Origin of the sequence: Streptomyces sp. NPDC093071 (assembly GCF_044754545.1) — a bacterium.
Lineage (GTDB): Bacteria > Actinomycetota > Actinomycetes > Streptomycetales > Streptomycetaceae > Streptomyces.
Genome location: NZ_JBIVPH010000002.1, coordinates 809,896 through 832,505 on the forward strand (window position 1 = coordinate 809,896; position 22,610 = coordinate 832,505).

3 protein-coding genes are annotated in these 22,610 nt (G+C 75.9%); all 3 read left to right on the forward strand.

All coding sequences use genetic code 11. The features are described 5' to 3' along the window. The 3 genes from ACIQD7_RS09320 (at window position 1) to ACIQD7_RS09330 (ending at window position 22,475) form a co-directional block, all read left to right on the forward strand. Entirely contained in the window at window positions 1-14,256 is a 14,256-nt protein-coding gene (locus ACIQD7_RS09320) for an amino acid adenylation domain-containing protein (RefSeq protein ID WP_402440952.1), read from the forward strand. 20 nt (window positions 14,257-14,276) lie between these two features. Next, window positions 14,277-21,515, forward strand: a complete 7,239-nt coding sequence (locus tag ACIQD7_RS09325) for an amino acid adenylation domain-containing protein (protein WP_402441387.1) — start codon at window positions 14,277-14,279, stop codon at window positions 21,513-21,515. A gap of 69 nt (window positions 21,516-21,584) precedes the next feature. Continuing rightward, complete coding sequence (locus tag ACIQD7_RS09330; RefSeq protein ID WP_402440954.1) at window positions 21,585-22,475, forward strand: 2,3-dihydro-2,3-dihydroxybenzoate dehydrogenase; 891 nt, start codon at window positions 21,585-21,587, stop codon at window positions 22,473-22,475. The last annotated feature ends 135 nt before the right edge of the window (window positions 22,476-22,610 follow it).

Below are 22,610 nucleotides of genomic sequence, written 5' to 3' on the forward strand. Positions count from 1 at the left end.
ATGACCGAGCGCGCTCTGCGACGCCTCGCCCTGACCGGGGCCCAGACCGGAGTCTGGTACGGCCAGCGGCTCGACCCCGACTCCCCGGTCTACAACGTCGGGCAGTACGTCGCCGTCGACGGCGCGCTCGACCCCGACCTCTTCGCCACGGCCCTGCGCCGGGTCCTCGGCGAGTGCGAGGCCCTCACCGTCCGCTTCGAGGAGGACGCCGACGGGCAGCCCTCCCAGGTCCTCGCCGACGCGCCCCCGAGCGGCCCCGTCGTCGAGGTCGTGGACCACCTCGGCACCCCGGACCCGGAGGCCGCCGCGCTCGCCGCGATGCGCGCCGACATGGCCACGCCCGCCGACCCGGCCACCGCCCCGCTGTTCGGCTTCGCCCTGCACCGGGTCGCCCCGGACCGCACCCTCTGGTACCAGCGCGTCCACCACATCGCGCTCGACGCCTACGGCTTCTCGCTCCTGTCCCGCCGCACCGCCGAGGTCTACACGGCGCTCGCGCGCGGCGAGGAGCCCGCCCCCTCGCCCTTCGGCCCGCTGTCCGCCGTCGTCGAGGAGGAGGCCGCCTACCGGGACGACGAGCGGTACGCCGCCGACCGCGCCTACTGGCGGGACCGGCTCGCGGACCGGGGCGACCACGAGCCGCTGGCCGGCGCCTCCTTCCCGGCCGCCCCCGACTTCCTGCGCGCCTCGGCCGCGCTCACCCCCGAGGCCACCGCCGGGGTGCTCGCCCTCGCCCGCGCCGCCAAGGCCACCTGGGCGGACGCCGTGACGGCCGCCTTCGCCGCCTTCCTGCACCGCTCGACCGGACAGCGCGACGTGCTGCTCTCGCTGCCCGCGATGGCCCGCCTGGGCTCGGCCTCCCTCGCCGTCCCGGCGATGGTGGTCAACGTGCTGCCGCTGCGGGTCGCGGTCCGCCCGGACCTCCCGCTGGCCGAGCTGGTCGCCGAGGTCGCCGCCGGCGTCCGCGACCTGCGCCGCCACCAGCGCTACCGCGCCGAGGACATCCGCCGCGACCTCGGCCTCGTCGGCCGCGACCGGGGCCCGCTCGGCCCGATGGTCAACGTCAAGGCCTTCGACAACGCCCTCGACTTCGCCGGCGCCCCCGGCACCGTGCACAACGTGGCCGCCGGACCGGTGGACGACCTCACCCTGGCCGTCCGCCACGACACGGCCGCCGGCCGGATCGCCTTCGAGCTCGACGCCAACCCGCGCGCCTACGACGCCGAGGGCCTGAACGCCCGCTGCGCCGAGTTCGTCCGCTTCCTCACCGAGGCCGCCACCGCCGGACCCGACACCCCCGTGGGCCGCCCCGACCTCCTCGACTGCGCCCTCCTGGAGACCCTCGCTGGACAGGCCGCCGCGACCGCCCGCGCCCTCGCGCCCGGCACCGTCGTCGAGGCCTTCGCCGCACAGGTCCGCGAGCACCCCGAGGCCGTCGCGCTCGTCGCGGGCGCCGAGGAGCTCACGTACGCGGAACTCGACGCCCGGGTCGACCGGCTGGCCCGGCTGCTCGCCGCGCGCGGCGTCGGCCCCGAGCGGTTCGTCGGCATCGCCCTGCCGCGCGGCGCCGAGCTGATCGTCGCCCTGCTCGCCGTGCTCAGAGCCGGTGGCGCCTATCTGCCGCTCGACCTCGAATACCCGGCCGAGCGCCTGGAGTTCATGGTCGAGGACGCGCGCCCGGTGTGCGTCCTCACCACCCTGGCGGCCGCGGCCGACGCCCCCGACGTGCCCGGCACCGAGACCCTCGTCCTGGACTCCCCCGACGCCCTGTCCGCGCTCGCGGACCTGGCCGACGGGCCCGCCGAGCCGCTTCCGGCCCCGGACGGCGACCACCCGGCGTACGTCATCCACACCTCCGGCTCCACCGGCCGCCCCAAGGGCGTGGTGATCCCGCACTCCGCGCTCGCCAACTTCCTGCGGATGCAGGCCCACGAGCTGGCCATGGAGCCCGGCGACGGGCTCGTCGCCGTCACCACGGTCTCCTTCGACATCGCCGCCCTGGAGATCCACGTCCCGCTCATCAGCGGCGCGGCGGTCGTCCTCGCGGGCCGCGACACCGTCCGCGACCCGGCGGCCCTCGCCGCCCTGGTCGAGGCCCACCGCCCGGCCGTCATGCAGGCGACGCCGTCGCTGTGGCACGCCCTCCTGGAGGAGGGCGCCCCGCGCGCCCTGGCCCGCACCAAGGTCCTCGTCGGCGGCGAGGCGCTGCCCGCCGCCCTCGCCGAGCGCCTCGCCCGCACGGCCGCCTCGGTCACCAACGTGTACGGGCCGACCGAGGTGACCGTCTGGGCCACCTCCTCCGTCCTCTCCCCCGAGCACACCGGCACCCCGGACATCGGCCTGCCGTTCTGGAACACCCGCGCCCACGTCCTCGACTCGGCGCTCCGCCCCGTCCCGCACGGCCGCCCCGGCGAGCTGTACCTGTCCGGCGACCAGCTCGCGCGCGGCTACCTCGGCCGCCCGGCGCTCACCTCCGAGCGGTTCGTGGCCGACCCGTACGGCCCGCCCGGCTCCCGCATGTACCGCACCGGCGACCTGGTGCGCCGCCGCCCCGACGGCGTCATCGACTTCCTCGGCCGCGCCGACGACCAGGTGAAGGTGCGGGGCTTCCGCATCGAACTCGGCGAGATCGAGACCGCCCTGACGGACCGTCCGGAGGTGGACCGGGCCGTGGTCGTGGTCCGCGAGGACATACCCGGCTCCCCGCTCCTGGTCGGCTACGTCACCGGGGCGGGCGACCCCGCCCCGGACGCGGCCGGGCTGCGCGCGGCGGTCGGCGAGCGGCTTCCCGCGCACATGGTGCCGTCGGCCGTGGTGGTCCTGGACGCCTTCCCGCTCACCGCCAACGGCAAGGTGGACCGGCGTTCGCTGCCCGCGCCCGACCTGGCCGGGTCCGCCGCGACCGCCGGCCGGACCCCCCGCGACGCCCGCGAGGAGATCGTCGCCGGGGCGTACGCGGACGTCCTGGAGCTGGCCTCGGTCGGCCCCGACGACGACTTCTTCGACCTCGGCGGCCACTCGCTGCTCGCCGCCCGCGTCGCGGCCCGGCTGCGCACGGCGCTCGGATCCGACTGCGGCGTGCGGGACGTCTTCGAGGCCCGTACGCCCGCGGCCCTGGCCGAGCGGCTCGCCGCCCGCACCGCGTCCGGCGCCCGCCCGGCGCTCACCGCCGGAGAGCGGCCCGAGGTCCTCCCGCTGTCCGACGCCCAGCACCGGCTCTGGTTCCTGCACCAGCTGGAGGGCCCCAGCGCCACGTACAACATCCCGTTCACCGCCCGGTTCGGCACGCTCCTGGACCCGGCGGCCCTGGACGCGGCCCTCGGGGACGTGGTGGCCCGGCACGAGACGCTGCGCACGGTCTTCGCCGAGCGCGACGGCGAGCCGTACCAGCGGATCCTGGCCCCGGCCGACGCCGGGGTGCGGCTGCGCGTGGAGGAGACCGCCACGGACGGGGTCGACGCGGCCGTGGAGACGGCCCTCGGCCACCTCTTCGACCTGTCGGCGGAGGCCCCGGTGCGGGTCACCCTGGTCCGCGACGCCGAGCGCGGCGCCGACGCCCTGGTGGTGCTGCTCCACCACATCGCCAGCGACGAGTGGTCGATGGGCCCGTTCCTGAACGGCCTCGAACACGCCTACGCGGCCCGGCTCCGGGGCGAGGCGCCCGAGTTCGCCCCGCTGCCGGTGCAGTACGCCGACTTCGCGCTCTGGCAGCGCGAGGTCCTGGGCGACCCGGCGGACCCGGAGTCCCCCGCCGCCCGGCAGGCCGCCCACTGGCGCGAGGCGCTGGCCGGGCTCCCGGCCGAAACGACCCCGCCCGCCGACCGGCCCCGGCCCGCCGAGCCCGACAACGCGGGCGGCATGGTGCACCACGAGGTGCCCGCCGCCCTCGCCTCCGGCATCCGCCGCCTGGCCCGCGAGTCCGGCACCAGCGTCTTCATGGTCGTGCACGCGGCCGTCGCCACCCTGCTCCACCGGCTCGGCGCGGGCGACGACATCCCCCTCGGCAGCCCGGTCGCCGGCCGGTCCGACCCGGCCCTGGACGGTCTCGTCGGCTTCTTCGTGAACACGGTGGTGCTGCGCGCCGACCTGTCCGGCGACCCGACGTTCGCCGCCCTCCTGGAGCGGGTGCGCGGCACCGACCTGGCCGCGCTCGACCACGCCGACCTGCCGTTCGACGCGGTCGTGGAGGCGGTCAACCCGGAGCGCTCCCTCACCCGGCACCCGCTCTTCCAGACCATGGTGTCGCACAGCACCGTCACCCAGGACGTGCGCGCCCTGTTCGGCCTGGACGCGGCCGTGGACCGCACCGACCCGGGCGTCACCAAGTTCGACCTCGACGTCACCTTCTCCGACAGCGCCCACGGCGACGAACTGGACCTGGAGGTCTTCTACTCCTCCGCCCTGTTCGACCGGGCCACGGCCGACGCGCTCGCCGCCCGCCTGCTGCTCCTCCTGGAGCAGGCCGTCGCGGCCCCGGAGACCCCCGTCTCCGCGTACGAGCTGCGCTCCGAGGAGGAGCGGGCGCTCCTGGAGCGGTGGAACGACACCGCCGTCGACCACCCGGACGCCACCATCGTCGAGATCCTCGCCGAGCGCGTCGCGCAGACCCCGGACGCGACCGCCCTGGTCTGCGGCGACCTGCGCCTCACCTTCGCCGACCTGGACGACCGGGTCACCCGGCTCGCCCTGCTGCTCGCCGCGGAGGGCGTCGGCCCGGACGCCGTCGTGGCGCTCGCCGTGCCCCGCTCGGCCGAGTCCGTCGTCGCCGCCTTCGCCGTCCTCAAGGCCGGCGGCGCCTACCTGCCGCTCGACCTGGACCACCCGGAGGAGCGCCTGGCGTACATGCTGGACGACGCCTCGCCGGTCTGCGTCGTCACCACCCGGGCCGTGGACGGCCGGGTCCCGGACGCGAACGGCGCGCCCCGGCTCGTCCTGGACGACCCGGCGGTACGGGACCGGCTGGCGGCCGCCGAGGGCCCGGCGCCCCGCGCACCCCGCCCGGACGACCTGGCGTACGTCATCTACACCTCCGGCTCCACCGGCCGCCCCAAGGGCGTCGGCCTGCACCACGCCGGTCTGACGAACCTGTACCGGGACCACGAGCGGCAGCTCTACCGCCCGGTCGCGGACCGGCTCGGGCGGCGCGTGCGCGCCCTGCACACCGCCTCGTTCTCCTTCGACTCCTCGTGGGAGCAGCTGCTGTGGCTGATCGCGGGCCACGAGCTGCACGTCCTCGACGAGTACGGGCGCCGCGACGCGGACGCCGTCGTCGCCCACGTGCGGGAGGCGCGGATCGACGCGCTCGACGTCACCCCCTCGTACGGCCGCCACCTGCTCGACGCGGGCCTGCTCGCGGGCGGGCACCGGCCGCCGCTGTTCCTGCTCGGCGGCGAGGCCGTGCCGCCCGCCCTGTGGACGGAGCTGCGCGCGGTTCCCGGCGTGGAGACGGTGAACTACTACGGTCCCACCGAGTTCACGGTGGACGCCCTGGTCGCCCGGGTCACCGACTGCGCGACCCCGGTGGTGGGCCGCCCGCTCGACAACACCCGGGCGCACGTCCTGGACGCCCGGCTGCGGCCGGTGCCGCCCGGCGTGCCCGGCGAGCTGTACCTCGCGGGCGTCCAGAACGCCCGCGGCTACCTGGGCCGTCCCGTGCTCACCGCCGAGCGGTTCGTGGCCGACCCGTACGGCCCGGCCGGCTCCCGCATGTACCGCACGGGCGACCTGGCGCGCCGCCGCGCCGACGGCCTGATCGAGTTCCTGGGCCGCGCCGACGACCAGGTCAAGATCCGCGGCTTCCGCGTCGAACTCGGCGAGATCGAGACCGAACTGACCGCCTGCGCGGGCGTCGTCTCGGCGGCCGTCCTGGTCCGCGAGGACGTCCCGGGCGTGCCGCGCCTGGTGGCGTACACGACCGGCGGCGCCGACCCGGACGCGGTGCGCCGCGAGGTCGCCGGGCGCCTGCCCGAGTACATGGTCCCGGCGGCGGTCGTCGCCCTGGACGTCCTGCCGGTGAACGTCAACGGCAAGCTGGACCGGACCGCCCTGCCCGCGCCCGTCGTGACGGCCGCCGCGCCGTCCCGCGCCCCGCGCGGCGAGACGGAGGAGCGCCTCGCGGAGGCGTTCGCGGAGGTCCTGGGCCTGGCGTCGGTCGGTGCCGAGGACGACTTCTTCGCGCTCGGCGGGCACTCCCTGCTCGCGACGCGCCTGGTGGCCCGGGTGCGGGCGGCGGGCCGCGCCTGCTCGGTGCGGGACGTGTTCGAGGCGCGGACGGTCGCCGCGCTCGCGGCCCGGCTCGCGGAGCGGACCGCCTCCGAGCGGCCCGCCCTCGCCCCCGCCGCACGGCCCGAGCGGCTGCCGCTCTCGTACGCCCAGCGGCGCCTGTGGTTCCAGTACGACATGGACGGCGCGAGCTCCACCTACACCGTCCCGCTGGCGCTGCGGCTGCGGGAGCGGCCCGACGTCGACGCGCTGCGCGCCGCGTTCGGGGACCTGGTGGCGCGCCACGAGGTGCTGCGGACCGTGTTCGCGGAGGCCGACGGCGAGCCGTACCAGCGGATCCTGGCGCCCGGCGAGGCCGAGGTGCCGTTCGCGGTCCGCGAGGTGGCCCCGGAGGCGCTCGCGGACGCGGTGGAGGCGAAGGTCGCCGAGCCCCTGGGCCTGGAGTCCGAACTCCCGCTGCGGGTCACGCTGTTCGGCACGCCCGACGACGAGCACGTACTGGTCGTCCTGCTGCACCACATCGCGACCGACGAGTGGTCCACCGGACCGCTCCTGGCCGACCTGGACACCGCCTACACCGCCCGCCTCGCGGGCCGGGCACCGGAGTTCCCCGGACTCCCCGTCCAGTACGCCGACTACGCCCTCTGGCAGCGCGAACTCCTCGGCGACGCGGCGGACGACTCCTCCCTGGCCGCCCGCCAGTCCGCCTTCTGGCGCGACGCCCTGGCGGGGCTGCCGGAGGAGCTGGCGCTGCCCACCGACCGGCCCCGGCCCGCCGTCCCGACCCACCGGGGCGACACGGTCACGGCCGAACTTCCGGCCGACCTGGTGGCCCGTCTCGACCGGCTGGCGGCGGACTCCGGCGCGACCATGTTCATGGTGGTCCACGCGGCCGTGGCAGCCCTCCTCCACCGGCTCGGCGCCGGGGACGACATCCCCCTCGGCACCCCGGTCGCGGGACGCGGCGACAGCGCCCTCGACGGGCTCGTGGGCTTCTTCGTCAACACCGCCGTGCTGCGCACCGACCTGTCGGGCGACCCGTCCTTCACGGAGCTGCTCGGCCGCGCCCGTACGGCGGGCCTCGCGGTCCTCGACCACGCCGACCTGCCCTTCGACGCCGTCGTGGAGGCGGTCGCGCCGGTCCGCTCGCTCGCCCGCCACCCGCTGTTCCAGACGATGGTGGCGTACGAGGGCGGCGGCCCGGACCTGTCCCGGCTGCTCGGCACGGACGCCGGGGAGTTCCCGGTGCGGGGCGGCGCAGCCAAGTTCGACCTGGAGATCCTGTTCCGGCGCACCGGGAACGCGTCCGGTGACGGCATGACCTGCGGTCTGCGCTACGCGACCGACCTGTTCGAGCGCGCGGGCGCCGAGCGCCTGACGGAGCGGCTCGTCCGGCTCCTGGAGGCCGTGGCGACCGCGCCCGACGCACCCGTGTCCTCGGCCGCGCTGATGGACGGGGACGAGCGGCGCCGGGTGCTGGAGGAGTGGAACGCGACCGAGCGGGTCGTGGACGGCCCCCGCACGCTCGCGGACCTGGTGGCGGCGGGTGCCGGGAAGGCCGAGGGCCCGGCCCTCGTCTTCGAGGACGAGGAGCTGTCCCGTACGGAGTTCGACGCACGCGTCAACCGGCTCGCCCGGCTGCTCATCGGCCGGGGCGTGGGACCGGAGTCGGTCGTCGCCGTGGCCCTGCCCCGCTCCCTCGACCTGCTCGTGGCGATCCACGCCGTGGTGCGGGCCGGAGGCGCCTACCTGCCGCTCGACCTCACCCTGCCCGCCGACCGCCTCACCCACATGACGGACACCGCACGTCCGGTGTGCGTCCTGACCGACCTTCCGTCGCTCGGCGCGCTGCCGGCCGGCGTGGAGGCCGAGCCGGTGGTCCTGGACGCGCCCGAGGTGCGGACGGAGCTGGACGGCCTGGCCGACGGCGAGGTCACGGACGCGGACCGGTCGGCGCCGCTGCTCCCGCGCCACCCGGCGTACGTCATCTTCACCTCCGGCTCCACCGGCCGCCCCAAGGGCGTCATGGTCGAGCACGAGGCCATCGTCAACCGTCTGGCCTGGATGGAGGGCACCTACCGGCTGACCCCGGCCGACCGGGTCCTCCAGAAGACCCCGACCACCTTCGACGTCTCCGTCTGGGAGCTGTTCTGGCCGCTCGCGCAGGGCGTGCCGCTGGTCATCGCCCGGCCCGAGGGGCACCGGGATCCGGAGTACCTCGCGGAGCTGATCCGCGAGCGGCGGGTCAGCGTGCTGCACTTCGTGCCGTCGATGCTCCAGGCCTTCCTGGACTCGGTGGACGTGGCGGACTGCCCGGGCCTGCGCCTGGTCGTGTGCAGCGGCGAGGCCCTGCCCACCGATCTGGTGAACCGTTTCCACGCCTCCGCCGGGGGCCGGACGGTCGCCCTGGAGAACCTGTACGGCCCGACCGAGGCCGCCGTCGACGTCACCGCCGCCACCGCCCTCCCGGGCGCGACGGCGGCCTCGGCCTCCATCGGCTTCCCCGTGTGGAACACCCGCGTCCACGTCCTGGACCACCGGCTGCGGCCCGTCCCGGTCGGCGTGCCCGGCGAGCTGTACCTCGCGGGCGTCCAGCTCGCCCGCGGCTACCTCTCCCGCCCCGACCTGACCGCCGAGCGGTTCGTGGCCGACCCGTACGGGCCCGCCGGATCCCGCATGTACCGGACCGGCGACCTCGTCGTCCGGCACGACGACGGGCAGCTCCAGTACCTCGGCCGCACCGACGACCAGGTCAAGCTGCGCGGCCTGCGCATCGAGCTGGGCGAGATCGACGCGGTCGTGGCGTCGGCCCCCGGCGTGGCGCACGCGGTGACCCTGGTCCGCGAGGACCGGCCCGGCGTGCAGCGGCTCGTGGGGTACGTCGTCGGCGACGGCGACGGGCCGGTCCCCGTGGACGCGGTGCGCGCCCACGCGGCCTCCCGCCTGCCGGAGTACATGGTCCCGAACGTGTTCCTGGAGATCCCGTCCGTGCCCCTCTCCCCCAACGGCAAGCTGGACCGCCGGGCCCTGCCCGTGCCGCCGGACGCCGTCACCGGGCCCTCGCGGGCGCCGAGGGACGCGCGCGAGGAGATCCTGCTCGGGATCGTCGCGGCCGTGCTCGGCCTGGAGACGGCCGGTGTCGAGGACGACTTCTTCGACCTCGGCGGCCACTCCCTGCTCGCGGCCCGCGCGGCGAGCCGGATGCGGTCCGCGCTCGGCGTGGAGTGCTCGGTGCGGGACGTGTTCGAGGCGCGGACGGTCGCGGCCCTCGCGGCCCGGCTCGCGGAGCGGACCGCCTCCGAGCGGCCCGCCCTCGCCCCCGCCGCACGGCCCGAGCGGCTGCCGCTCTCGTACGCCCAGCGGCGCCTGTGGCTCTTCGACAGCGTCCGGGGCCCGGGGACCGCGTACAACGTGCCCTTCGCGGTGCGTCTCGACGGGCCCGTGGACGCGGCCGCCGTGCGCGCGGCCGTGGAGGACGTGGTGGCGCGGCACGAGGTGCTGCGGACCGTGTTCGCGGAGGCCGACGGCGAGCCGTACCAGCGGATCCTGGCGTCCGGCGAGGCCGAGGTGCCGTTCGCGGCGCGCCGGGTCCGCACCGGGGAGCTGGCCGCCGAGGCGGAGGCCGCCTCCCGGTACGTCTTCGACCTGGCCCGGGAGATCCCGGTGCGGGTGACGCTGCTCAGCGCGTCCGACGAGGAGCACGTGCTGGTCGTCCTGCTGCACCACATCGCGACCGACGAGTGGTCCACCGGACCGCTCCTGGCCGACCTGGACACCGCCTACGCGGCCCGCGCCGCCGGCCGGGCCCCGGAGTTCCCCGAGCTGCCCGTCCAGTACGCCGACTACGCCCTCTGGCAGCGCGAACTCCTGGGCGATACCGAGGAGTCGGACTCGACGGCGGCGCGTCAGGCCGCGTACTGGCGGGAGGCCCTCGCCGGGATTCCCGAGGAGCTGGGCCTGTTCACCGACATCCCGCGTCCGGCGACGCCGACGCACGGCGGCGACGTGGTCCCGTTCGACGTGTCCGCCGCGACGGGTGCCGGGCTCGCCCGGATCGCCCTCGACTCCGGCGCGACGATGTTCATGGTGGTGCACGCGGCCGTCGCGGCCCTCCTTCACCGGCTCGGCGCCGGGGACGACATCCCCCTCGGTGCCCCGGTCTCCGGGCGCGGCGACGAGCAGCTCGACGGGCTCGTGGGCTTCTTCCTGAACACGCTCGTGCTGCGCGCGGACGTGTCGGGCGAGCCGACCTTCGCCGGCCTGGTCGACCGGGTGCGGGACGCCGGGCTCGCGGGCTTCGCCCACGCCGATCTGCCGCTGGAAGCGGTGGCGGAGGCGGTGGGCGCGGCCCGCTCCCAGGGCCGCAACCCGCTCTTCCAGGCGATGGTGACCTACCATTCGGTGTCCACCGAGGTGTCCTCGCTCTTCGGGGTGACGGCCCGTGAACTGCCGGTGGAGATCGGCGGGTCGAAGGTCGACCTGGAGTTCGCGTTCGGCGGCTCGGAGGACGACGGGCGGATCGAGGGCGGTCTGCGGTACGCGACCGACCTCTTCGGCCGGGCGGGTGCCGAGCGGCTCGTGGAGCGGCTCGTCCGCCTCCTGGACGCCGTGGCGGCCGACCCGGGCGCCCCGGTCTCCTCCCTGGACCTGAGGGACGGGGACGAGCGGCACGCCCTGGAGGGCTGGAACGCGACCGAGCGGGTCGTGGACGGCCCCCGCACCCTCGCGGACCTCGTGGCGGCGGGCGCGGCGAAGGCCGAGGGCCCGGCCCTCGTCTTCGAGGACGAGGAGCTGTCCCGTACGGAGTTCGACACGCGGGTCAACCGGCTCGCCCGGCTCCTGATCGGCCGGGGCGTGGGACCGGAGTCGGTCGTCGCCGTGGCCCTGCCCCGCTCCCTCGACCTGCTGATCGCCATCCACGCCGTGGTCCGCGCGGGCGGCGCCTATCTGCCGCTCGACCTCACCCTGCCCGCCGACCGCCTCACCCACATGTGCGAGACGGCCCGGCCCGTCGCCGTCCTCACCGACACGGCCTCGGCGCCGGACCTTCCGGCGGGGCTCGCGGCGGAGCGGATCGTGCTCGACTCGGCCGCCGTGGCGGCGGAGTGGGCCGGTGCGGACGCGCACGCGGTGACGGACACGGACCGGCGGGCGCCGCTCCTTCCGCGCCACCCGGCGTACGTCATCTTCACCTCCGGCTCCACCGGCCGCCCCAAGGGCGTCATGGTCGAACACGAGGCCATCGTCAACCGCCTCCAGTGGATGCAGGGCGCGTACGGGCTCACGCCCGCCGACCGGGTCCTCCAGAAGTCCCCGACGACGTTCGACGTCTCCGTGTGGGAGCTGTTCTGGCCGGTGGCGCAGGGCGTGCCGCTGGTCGTCGCCCGGCCGGACGGGCACAAGGACCCGGAGTACCTGGCCGAGGTGATCCGCGAACGGCGGGTCAGCGTGCTGCACTTCGTGCCGTCGATGCTCCAGGCCTTCCTGGACTCGGTGGACGTGGCGGACTGCCCGGGCCTGCGCCTGGTCGTGTGCAGCGGCGAGGCCCTGCCCACCGACCTGGTGAACCGTTTCCACGCCTCCGCCGGGGGCCGCGCGGTCGCCCTGGAGAACCTGTACGGCCCCACCGAGGCCGCCGTCGACGTCACCGCCGCCACCGCCCTCCCGGGCGCCACCACGGCCTCCGCCTCCATCGGCTCCCCCGTGTGGAACACCCGCGTCCACGTCCTGGACCACCGGCTGCGGCCCGTCCCGGTCGGCGTGCCCGGCGAGCTGTACCTCGCGGGCGTCCAGCTCGCCCGCGGCTACCTCTCCCGCCCCGACCTGACCGCCGAGCGGTTCGTGGCCGACCCGTACGGGCCCGCCGGATCCCGCATGTACCGCACGGGCGACCTCGTCGTCCGGCACGACGACGGGCGGCTCCAGTACCTCGGCCGCACCGACGACCAGGTCAAGCTGCGCGGCCTGCGGATCGAGCTGGGCGAGATCGACGCGGTGCTCTCCGGGGCGCCCGGGGTGGCCCGCGCCGTCTCGGTGGTCCGCGAGGACCGGCCGGGCGTGCGCAGGCTCGTCGGCTACGCCGTCCCGGCGGGCGACGGACCGCTCGACGCGGACGCGCTGCGGGCGCACGCGGCGACCCGCCTCCCGGAGTACATGGTCCCGGCCGTGATCCTGGAGATCCCGTCCGTGCCGCTCTCCCCCAACGGCAAGCTGGACCGGCGGGCCCTGCCCGTGCCGCCGGAGCCCCGCCGGGCGGCGGCGACGGCCGCTCCGGCCGCGCCCGCGGCCGCGCCCGAGACGCCGGCCGAGCTGCTCGCGCGGCTGATGGCCGAGGTCCTCGGACTGCCCGAGGTCGGCCCGGAGGACAACTTCTTCGAGCTGGGCGGCGACAGCATCGTCTCCATCCGGTACGTCAGCCAGGCCCGCAAGGCCGGGTTCACAGTGACGGCCCGTCAGGTGTTCCAGCACCCGACCCCGGCCGGTCTGGCCGCCGTCGCCGCGCCCGCCGCCCCGGCGGGCAAGGCCCCGGAGCGTCCGGCCGAGCAGGCGACGGGCCCGCTGGTCCTGCCGCCGGTGGCGCACTGGTTCGCGGGGCGCGGCGGCGCGTACCGCCGGTTCTGCCAGGCCCGGCTGGTGCTGCTGCCCGCCGGGGTGCGGCACGCGGACCTGGAGACCGCGCTCCAGGCGGTCCTGGACCGGCACGACGGTCTGCGGCAGGTGCTGAGCGTGGCGCGGCCCGGCGTGTGGAGCGCCGAGGTCGCCCCGGTGGGCTCGCTGACGGCCGTCTCGCTGCTGCGGACGGTGGACGCCGCCGGGCTCGGTGCCGAGGCGCTGCGGGAGCTGGTCTCCCGCGAGTCGGACCGGGCCGCGGGCGAGCTGGACCCGGAGTCCGGGCGGACCGTGCGGGCCGTGCGCTTCGACGCCGGTCCCGGCGAGCCGGGCAGGCTGCTGCTCGTCGCCCACCACCTGGTGGTGGACGAGGTGTCGTGGCAGATCCTGCTGCCGGACCTGCGGGCCGCGTGCGAGGCGGCGGCGGAGGGGCGGACGCCCGCCCTCGACGCCGTGCCGACGGCGCTGCGGACCTGGACGGCGGGGCTGCTCGCCGAGGCGCAGAGCGCCCGGCGGACCGCCGAGCTGGACCGGTGGCTCACCGAGTCCGCGACCGGCGGGCGGCTCCTGACGGACCGTGCGCTCGACCCCGCGCGGGACACGGTGGCGACCGCGCGGCGGCTCACCGTGCGGCTCTCCGCCGAGCGCACCGAGCCCCTCCTGACCGCCGTGCCGCAGGCCTTCCACGGCACGGTCAACGACACGCTGCTCACCGCGCTCGCGCTCGCCGCGGGCGACTGGGCGGCCCGGCACGGGAGGCCGGCGGACGGCCTGACCGTGGAGCTCGAGGGCCACGGCCGGGAGCAGGACCTCGTCCCGGGCGCCGACCTGACCCGTACGGTCGGCTGGCTGACCAGCGTGTACCCGCTGCGGCTCACCGCGGACTCCTACGACGCGCGTGCGGTCGTGGGCGGGACGCAGGACGCAGGAGCGGCCCTGAAGGAGATCAAGGAGCGGATCCGCGGGGTCCCGGACGGCGGCATCGGCGCCGGGCTGCTGCGGTACGCCAACGCCGCCACCGCCGGTCTGTTCGACCCGGAGGACCGCCCGGAGATCCTGTGGAACTACCTGGGCCGGCAGACCGCCGCCCGGCAGTCCGCCTGGGGACCGGCCGAGGAGGCCGACGCGCTCGCCGTCGGCCCCGAGCCGGACGCCCCGCTCGCGTACCCCCTCCAGGTGGACGCGGAGGTCGAGCACGGTCCGGACGGGCCGGAGCTCGCCGCCTCCTTCCTGTGGGCGGGCGACGTCCTGTCCCAGGACACGGTCGCGGCGCTCGCGGACGGCTGGACGGCCGCCCTCGACGCGCTCGCGGCGTGGGCGGCGGGCGGGGTCACCGCCGGGCACACCCCGTCCGACCTCGACCTGCTCGACCTCGACCAGAACCAGATCACCATGCTCGAAGAAATGTGGAGGGCCCAGCAGTGACGCAGGCTCGTATCGAGGACATGCTGCCGCTGTCCCCCCTTCAGCAGGGCATGCTGTTCCACTCCGTCTACGACGACGGGGCGGCCGACGTGTACACCGTGCAGGTGTCGGTGGGGCTCGCGGGCCCGGTGGACGCCGACCGCCTGGAGCGGGCGGCCGCGGCGCTGCTGCGCCGGCATCCGAACCTGCGGGCCGGTTTCTGGCACGAGGGGGTGCCGCAGCCGGTGCAGTTCGTGCCGGCGGAGGTCCCCTTCGCCCTGGAGCGGGTCGACCTGACGGAGAGCGGCGCCCCGGGCGCCTCGCCCGAGGACCGGCTCGCCGGGCTGCGCCGGGCCGAGCTGGCCCGCCGCTTCCAGCTGCACCGGCCGCCGCTGCTGCGGCTCGTGCTCGCCCGCATGGGCGGGGACGACCACCGCCTGGTGATCACGGTCCACCACATCCTGGTCGACGGCTGGTCGATGCCGCTGCTCGTCGGTGACCTGCTCGCCCTGTACGCGGCGGACGGGGACGCCTCGGGGCTGGCGCCGGTGCGCCCGTACCGCGCCTATCTGAAGTGGCTGAAGGAGCAGGACGCCCCGGCCGCCGAGGCCGCCTGGCGGGACGCGCTCGCCGGGGTCGAGGAGGCGACGCTGGTCGCGGAGCCCGACCCGGCGCGCACCCCGGTGCGGCCGGGCGTGCGGTCCCTGGAGCTGTCGGAGGAGGCCACCGCCCGTCTGACGGCGGCGGCCCGGCGCCTGGGCACCACGCCGAGCACCCTGATCCAGTGCGCCTGGGGTCTGCTCGTCGGCGGCCTGACGGGCCGTCGGGACGTGCTGTTCGGTCTGACCGTGTCGGGCCGCCCGGACGAGATACCCGGCGTCGAGTCGATGCTCGGCCTGTTCATCACGACCGTCCCGGTGCGGCTCTCGGTCCGCAACGAGGAGACGGTCGAGGGGCTGCTCCGCCGCTTCCGCGACGAGCAGAACTCCCTCCTGGCCCACCACCACCTCGGGCTGCGCCTCATCCGCAGACAGAGCGACGCGGGCGAGCTGTTCGACACCCTCGTCGTCATCGAGAACTACCCGGTGGACCCGGCGGCGCGCGAGACCGTCGCCGCCGGGGTGCGGGTGACCGGGGTCGAGGCGGAGGACGCCACCCACTACCCGCTGACCCTCGCGGTGTCCCTGGACGAGCGGGCCACGCTGCGCCTGGAGTACCGCCCGGACGTCTTCGACGACCGTCGCGCGGGCCTGATCGCCGACCGGCTCGCCCACGTCCTGGACCGGATCGCGGAGGAGCCCGGCACCCGGGTCGGGGCGCTGCCCCTGCTGCCCGAGGCGGAGTCGGCGCGGGTGCGCGGGAGCTGGCCGGGGACCGTGCGGGACGTGCCTGCGGGCACGGTCGCGGACGTGTTCGCGGAGCGGGCCGCCCGTACCCCCGGCGAGGTCGCGGTGGTGTGCGGCGGGGAGTCGCTCACCTTCGCGGAGGTCGACGCGCGGGCCGACCGGCTCGCGTCGCTGCTCGCCGCGCGGGGCGTGGGCCCCGAGTCGGTGGTGGCGCTGGCCGTGCCGCGTTCGGCGGAGACGGTGGTGGCGATCCTCGCCGTCCTGAAGTCCGGCGGCGCGTACCTGCCGCTCGACCTGGACTACCCGGCGGAGCGCCTCGGCCTGATGATCGACGACGCCCGGCCGGCGTGCGTGGTGACCACCGCGCGCGGTCTGGAGCTGCTGCCGGCGGCCGGCGACGGGCCGGAGCGGATCGTCCTGGACGCGCCGGAGACGGCCGCCGCCCTGGCCGGGGCCCCGGCGGAGTTCGCCTCCCCGGCCGTCGCGGACGGGCACCCGGCGTACGTCATCTACACGTCCGGCTCGACCGGGCGCCCCAAGGGCGTCGTCCTGACCCACGGCGGTCTGTCCAACCTGTACGCCAACCACATCGCGGACGTCTTCGGCCCGGTGGTCGAGGCGACCGGCGGGCGGCGCCTGCGGGCGCTGCACACGGCGTCGTTCAGCTTCGACACCTCCTGGGAGCAGCTCTTCTGGCTGGTCGCCGGGCACGAGCTGCACGTCCTGGACGAGGTGGGCCGCCGGGACGCCGAGTTCGTCGTGTCGTACGTGCGGGAGCACCGGATCGAGACGATGGACGTCACCCCGACGTACGCGCTCGGGCTGCTCGACCAGGGCCTCCTGGACCCGGCCGCGCACCGTCCGGCGCTGCTGCTGCTCGGCGGCGAGGCGGTGCCGGAGGCGCTGTGGTCGGCGGTGCGGGCGGCGACCGGCGTGATGTCGGTGAACCTGTACGGCCCGACCGAGTACACGGTGGACGCGCTCGCGGCGGACCTGGCGGCCTCGGCGACGCCGGTGGTGGGCCGGCCGATCGGCAACACGCGCGCGTACCTGCTCGACGCGGCGCTGCGGCCGGTGCCCGCCGGGGCGACCGGCGAGCTGTACCTCGCGGGGCACGGCATCGCGCGCGGCTACCTGGGCCGGTTCGCGCTGACGGCGGAGCGGTTCGTGGCCGACCCGTACGGGGCTCCGGGGTCGCGAATGTACCGCACCGGCGACCTGGCGCGGCTGCGCACCGACGGGGAGATCGAGTACCTGGGGCGGGCCGACGACCAGGTGAAGATCCGGGGCTTCCGGATCGAGCCCGGCGAGGTCGAGTCCGCGCTCGCGGCGGTCGACGGCGTCGGCGCGGCGGCCGTGGTGGTCCGCGAGGACACGCCGGGGGTGAAGCGGCTCGTCGGCTACGTGACGGGCACGGCGGACCCGGCCGCGATCCGCGAGGAGCTGGCCGCGGGCCTGCCCGACTACATGGTCCCGGCGGCGGTCGTGGTCCTGGACGCGCTGCCGTTCACGGTCAACGGCAAGCTGGACCGGGCGGCGCTGCCCGCGCCGGTGTTCGGCGGCTCCGAGGGGTCGCGGGCGCCGAGCGGGGAGCGTGAGGAAGCCCTGTGCCGGGTCTTCACCGACGTCCTGGGGCTCGCCTCCGTGGGGGTGGACGACGACTTCTTCGCCCTGGGCGGCGACAGCATCGTCTCCATCCAGCTGGTGACCCGGGCCCGCAAGGAGGGCCTGGTGCTCTCCCCGCGCGACGTGTTCGAGCGGCGGACGATCGCGGCGCTCGCGCTCGCGGCCCGCACGCCGGAGGAGAAGGCGGCGTCCGCCGCGGCGGTCGACGCGGACGCCCCGCTGGTGGACCTCGACGAGGCCGGCCGGGCGGTCCTGGAGCAGGTCTTCCCGGGCGCCGAGGAGGTGCTGCCGCTGGCTCCGCTCCAGGAGGGCCTGTACTTCCACGCGCAGTACGACGACCGGGCGCTCGACGTCTACCTGATGCAGAACTTCGTGGAGCTGCGGCACGCCGTGGACACGGCCGCGCTGCGTTCGGCGTTCGACGCGATGCTGCGCCGCCACCCGAACCTGCGCTCGGCGTTCTGGCACGAGGGCCTGCCGGGCCCGGTGCAGGTGGTTCCCGCGGAGTGGGAGCTGCCGTGGGAGGTCCGCGACCTGACGGGGCTGGACCGGGCCGCGCAGGACGAGGCGCAGCGGGAGTTCTCGCTCGCGGACGCGGCGACCCGCTTCGACCTGTCGGCGCCGCCGCTGATGCGCGTGACGCTGCTGAAGTTCGCCGAGGACCGCTGGATGCTGTGCGTGACGCAGCACCACATCCTCACCGACGGCTGGTCGGAGTCGCTGTTCTTCGAGGAGCTGTTCGCGCTGTACGGGGCGGGCGGGCGCGAGGAGATCCTGCCGCCGGTCACGCCGTACCGGGAGTACCTGCGCTGGCTCGCGGGCACCGACAAGGACGCGGCGCGGGCCGCCTGGCGCGACCACCTGTCGGGCCTGGACCAGGCGACCCTGGTGGCGCCGGCCGATCCGGCCCGGCAGCCGGTGACGGCCGAGGTGGTGGACATCGCGCTCGGCGCGGAGACCAGCGACCGGCTGCGGTCGTTCGCGCGGGGCTGCGGCGTCACCCTGAACACGGTCCTCTCGGCGGCCTGGGCGCTGTCCCTGTCCGGGATGACCGGGCGGGACGACGTGGTGTTCGGCGCGACGGTCTCGGGCCGTCCGGCGGACGTGCCGGGCGTCGACCAGATGATCGGCATGTTCATGAACACGCTGCCGTTCCGGGTGACGCTGCGTCCCTCGGAGACGCTGCGGGACCTGCTCGTCCGGATGCAGGGCGAGCACGCCGACCTGCTGCCCCACCACTACCTGGGGCTCGGCCCGATCCAGCAGGGGACGGGGATCGGGCAGCTCTTCGACACGCTGTACGTGTTCCGGAACACGCCGCTCGACGACGCGGCGCGCGAAGAGGCCGTGGAGCGGCACCAGATCGGCTGGACGCACAGCGTCGACGGCACGCACTACCCGCTGACCCTGGCGGTCACCCCGGAGCGTTCGCTCGAACTGAGCCTGGCGTACCGGCCGGACCTGTACGACCGGGAGACCGCCGGGCGGCTCGCGGGCCGGCTGCGGCTGCTCGTGGAGCAGTTCGCGGCGGGCGGGGCGACGCCGGTGGGCCGGCTGCGGACCCTGGAGTCCGCCGAGCGGGTCGAGCTGCTCGCCCTGGGCGACGACACCGGGTACGACGTGCCAGACGTGCCGCTGGTGGACCTGTTCGCCCGGCAGGCGGCGCGGACCCCGGAGGCCACGGCGCTGGTCTTCGAGGACGAGCGGCTGACCTACGCGGAGCTGGACGAGCGGGCCAACCGGCTGGCGCGGGCGCTGATCGCGCGCGGGGCCGGTCCGGAGCGGACGGTGGCCCTCGGGCTGCCGCGCTCGGCGGACTTCGTGGTCGCGCTGTTCGCGGTCCTGAAGGCGGGGGCGGCGTACCTGCCGCTGGACCTGGACCATCCGGTGGACCGGCTCGCCGCGATGGTCGAGGACGCGGTGCCGGTCTGCCTGGTCACCGTGGACGCCGTACGGGGCCGGGTCCCGGTCGTGGACGGCGTGCCGCCGCTCGCCCTGGACGACCCGGCGGTCGTCGCCGAGCTGGCGGCGCTGTCCGGCGGTCCGGTCGCGGAGGAGGAGCTGACCGAGCCGCGCGACGGGCGCCACCCGGCGTACCTGATCTACACCTCGGGTTCGACCGGCCGCCCCAAGGGCGTGGTGGTGCCGGGCTCGGGTCTGGTCAACATGCTGCTCAACCACCGGGAGCGGATCTTCGACCCGGCGGTGAAGCTGGCGGGCGGGCGCCGGATGCGGGTCGCGCACACGGTGTCGTTCGCGTTCGACATGTCGTGGGAGGAGTTCTTCTGGCTGGTCGACGGGCACGAGGTGCACGTCATCGGCGAGGAGCTACGGCTCGACCCGGCGGCCCTGACGGCGCATTACGACCGGGTCGGCATCGACGTCGTCAACGTCACGCCGTCGTACGGGCAGCAGCTGGTCGACGCGGGCCTGCTCGACGCGGACCGGCACCGTCCGGCGCTGGTGCTGCTCGGCGGCGAGGCCGTGCCGGACTCCCTCTGGTCGCTCCTGGAGGAGACCGAGGGCACGATGGGCTACAACCTGTACGGGCCGACCGAGTACACGATCAACGCGCTGGGCGCCGACGTGGAAATGAGCGTCTCCTCCTGCGTCGGCCGGCCGATCTACAACACCCGGGCCTATGTGCTCGACAGCGCGCTGCGGCCGGTGCCGCGCGGGGTGCCGGGCGAGCTGTACCTGGCGGGCGCGGGTCTGGCCCGGGGCTACTTCGCGCGTCCGGCGCTGACGGCGGAGCGGTTCGTGGCCGACCCGTTCGGCGGGCCGGGCACGCTGATGTACCGCACGGGCGACCTGGTGCGCTGGCGCGAGGACGGGCAGATCGACTACCTGGGCCGGGCCGACCACCAAGTGAAGATCCGCGGCTTCCGGATCGAGCTGGGCGAGATCGAGTCGGCGCTCGCCGCCGCTCCGGGGGTGGCCGCCGCCGCGGTGGTCGTGCACACCGGGGCGAACGGCGTGAAGCGGCTCGTGGCGTACACCGTGCCCTCGTCGGACGCGGTCCGCACCGACCCGGAGGCGGAGACGGCCGCGCTGCGCGGCCTGCTGTCGGCGACGCTGCCGGAGTTCATGGTGCCGTCGGCGTTCGTCGAACTGGCGGCGCTGCCGCTGACGGTGAACGGCAAGGTGGACCGGGCGGCGCTGCCCGCCCCGGTGTTCGCGGACGCGGGCGGCGGCCGGCCGCCGAAGGACGCCCGCGAGGAGCTGCTCTGCGGGATCTTCGCGGACGTGCTCGGTCTGGAGCGGGTCGGCGTGGAGGACAACTTCTTCGAGCTGGGCGGGCATTCGCTGCTCGCGATGCGGCTCGTGGGGCGCATCCGCGACGAGCTGGGCGTGCCGGTGCAGGTGGGCACGGTCATGTCGGCGCCGACGGTCGCGGACGTGGCGGCCCGGATCGGGTCGGATTCGCGCCGGGACGCGCTGCGGGTGCTGCTGCCGCTGCGCGAACGGGGCACGAAGGCACCGCTGTTCTGCTTCCACCCGGCGTCCGGGTTCAGCTGGCAGTACACGGGCCTGCTGCGCCACCTGGACGCGGACCGGCCGCTGTACGGCGTGCAGTCGCCGGGTCTGGCCGGGGAGCTGCCGGAGGCGGCCGACGTGGCGGAGCTCGCCGAGCTGTACCTGACGGCGATCAGGGAGGTGCAGCCGGAGGGTCCGTACCACTTCGCGGGCTACTCCTTCGGCGGGACGGTGGCGCACACGCTGGCCTCGATGCTCCAGGAGCGGGGCGAGGAGGTCGCCTTCCTGGCGCTGCTCGACGCCTATCCGCCGGAGCGGGACGACTGGTCGTACCTGGACGCGCCGGACTGGCGGGAGCGCCTGGAGCGGGAGGAGAACGGCTTCCTGCTCTCGGTGGCGGGCCTGGGCGCGGAGGAGTCCGGGCGCGACGGGCTGACGCGGGAGGAGGCCGTCGCGGCGATCCGGGACAGCCAGGGCCTGCTCGCCGGGTTCGACGAGGAGCTGCTGCGGGCGATCGTGGACACCAACGTGCACTGCGTGCGGCTGCTCTCGCGCAGCACGACCCGTCACTTCGACGGCGACGTGCTGTTCTTCACGGCCTCCCGCACGACCGCGCCGGAGGACGTGCCGGGCACGGTGTGGCCGGCGTACGTGTCGGGGGCGCTCACCGAGCACGTCCTGGACCGGGGTCACGACGAGCTGATGGCTCCCGAGGCCCTCGCGGAGATCGGCCCGGTCCTGGACGGGGCGCTGCGCGCGGTCGCGGAGAGGGGCCCGGTTTCCGGGCGGGCGGGGGCCGTTCGGCAGGCTCCGGAGCGCGAACGCCTTTGAACGGCCCCCGGGAACCGATGGGCAACCGATGAGACTTAGGCTAGGCTTACCTAAGTACGAGGAGAGATCGTGACGGACATCAACGGACCGGGCAGACCCGGACCGGGCGGCAACGGGCCGGACGGCGACGCGCCGGGCGGCTCCCGCCCGAACGGTACCGGCCCGCAGGGCGAGTTCGCAGGCCGTGTGGCGCTGGTCACCGGTGCCGCCCAGGGCATCGGCGAGGCGGTGGTGCGCGCCCTCTCCGCGCGCGGAGCCACCGTGGCGGCGACCGACCGCTCGGAGCAGGAGCTCAAGCGGAGCGTCGCCCGGCTGTCCGAGGAGACCGGCGCGGACCCGGCCGCCGGGCCGGTCGTCCCGTACCGGCTCGACGTCACCGCGCCGGACGACGTGACCGAGACCGTGGAGCGCGTCTCCCGCGAACTCGGCCCCGTGGACATCCTGGTGAACGTCGCCGGGGTGCTGCGGACCGGACCGGCCGTCGAGACGACGGACCGCGACTGGGCGGACGTCTTCGCGGTCAACACGACCGGGGTCTTCCACCTGTCCCGCGCCGTCGTCGCCGGCATGGCGGCCCGGGGCTCCGGCTCCGTGGTGACGGTCGCCTCCAACGCCGCGGGCATACCCCGCGCGGACATGAGCGTGTACGCCGCCTCCAAGGCGGCGGCCGTGGCCTTCACCAAGTGTCTGGGCCTGGAGGTGGCCGCCCGGGGCGTGCGCTGCAACGCCGTCTGTCCCGGTTCCACCGACACGCCGATGCAGCGCTCCCTGTGGGACGGCGACTCCGTCCCGGACAGCGTCCTCGACGGCGACCTCGCCGCCCACCGCACCGGCATACCGCTGCGCCGCCTCGCCCAGCCGGAGGACGTCGCGGAGGCGGTCGTCTTCCTCGCCTCCGACCGGGCCCGCCACATCACCATGCAGGACCTCTACGTCGACGGCGGCGCCACCCTGCGCTGACGGCCCGCGCGGCGCGGCCCCCCCGGGCCCCCCCCCCCCCCCCCCGCCACGGACCAAGGTGGCCACCCCGGTCGCAGGGGCCCCCAGGCGCCGGCCCCCCCCCCCCGGCCGCCCCCAAAACCGCCCCCCCGCCCC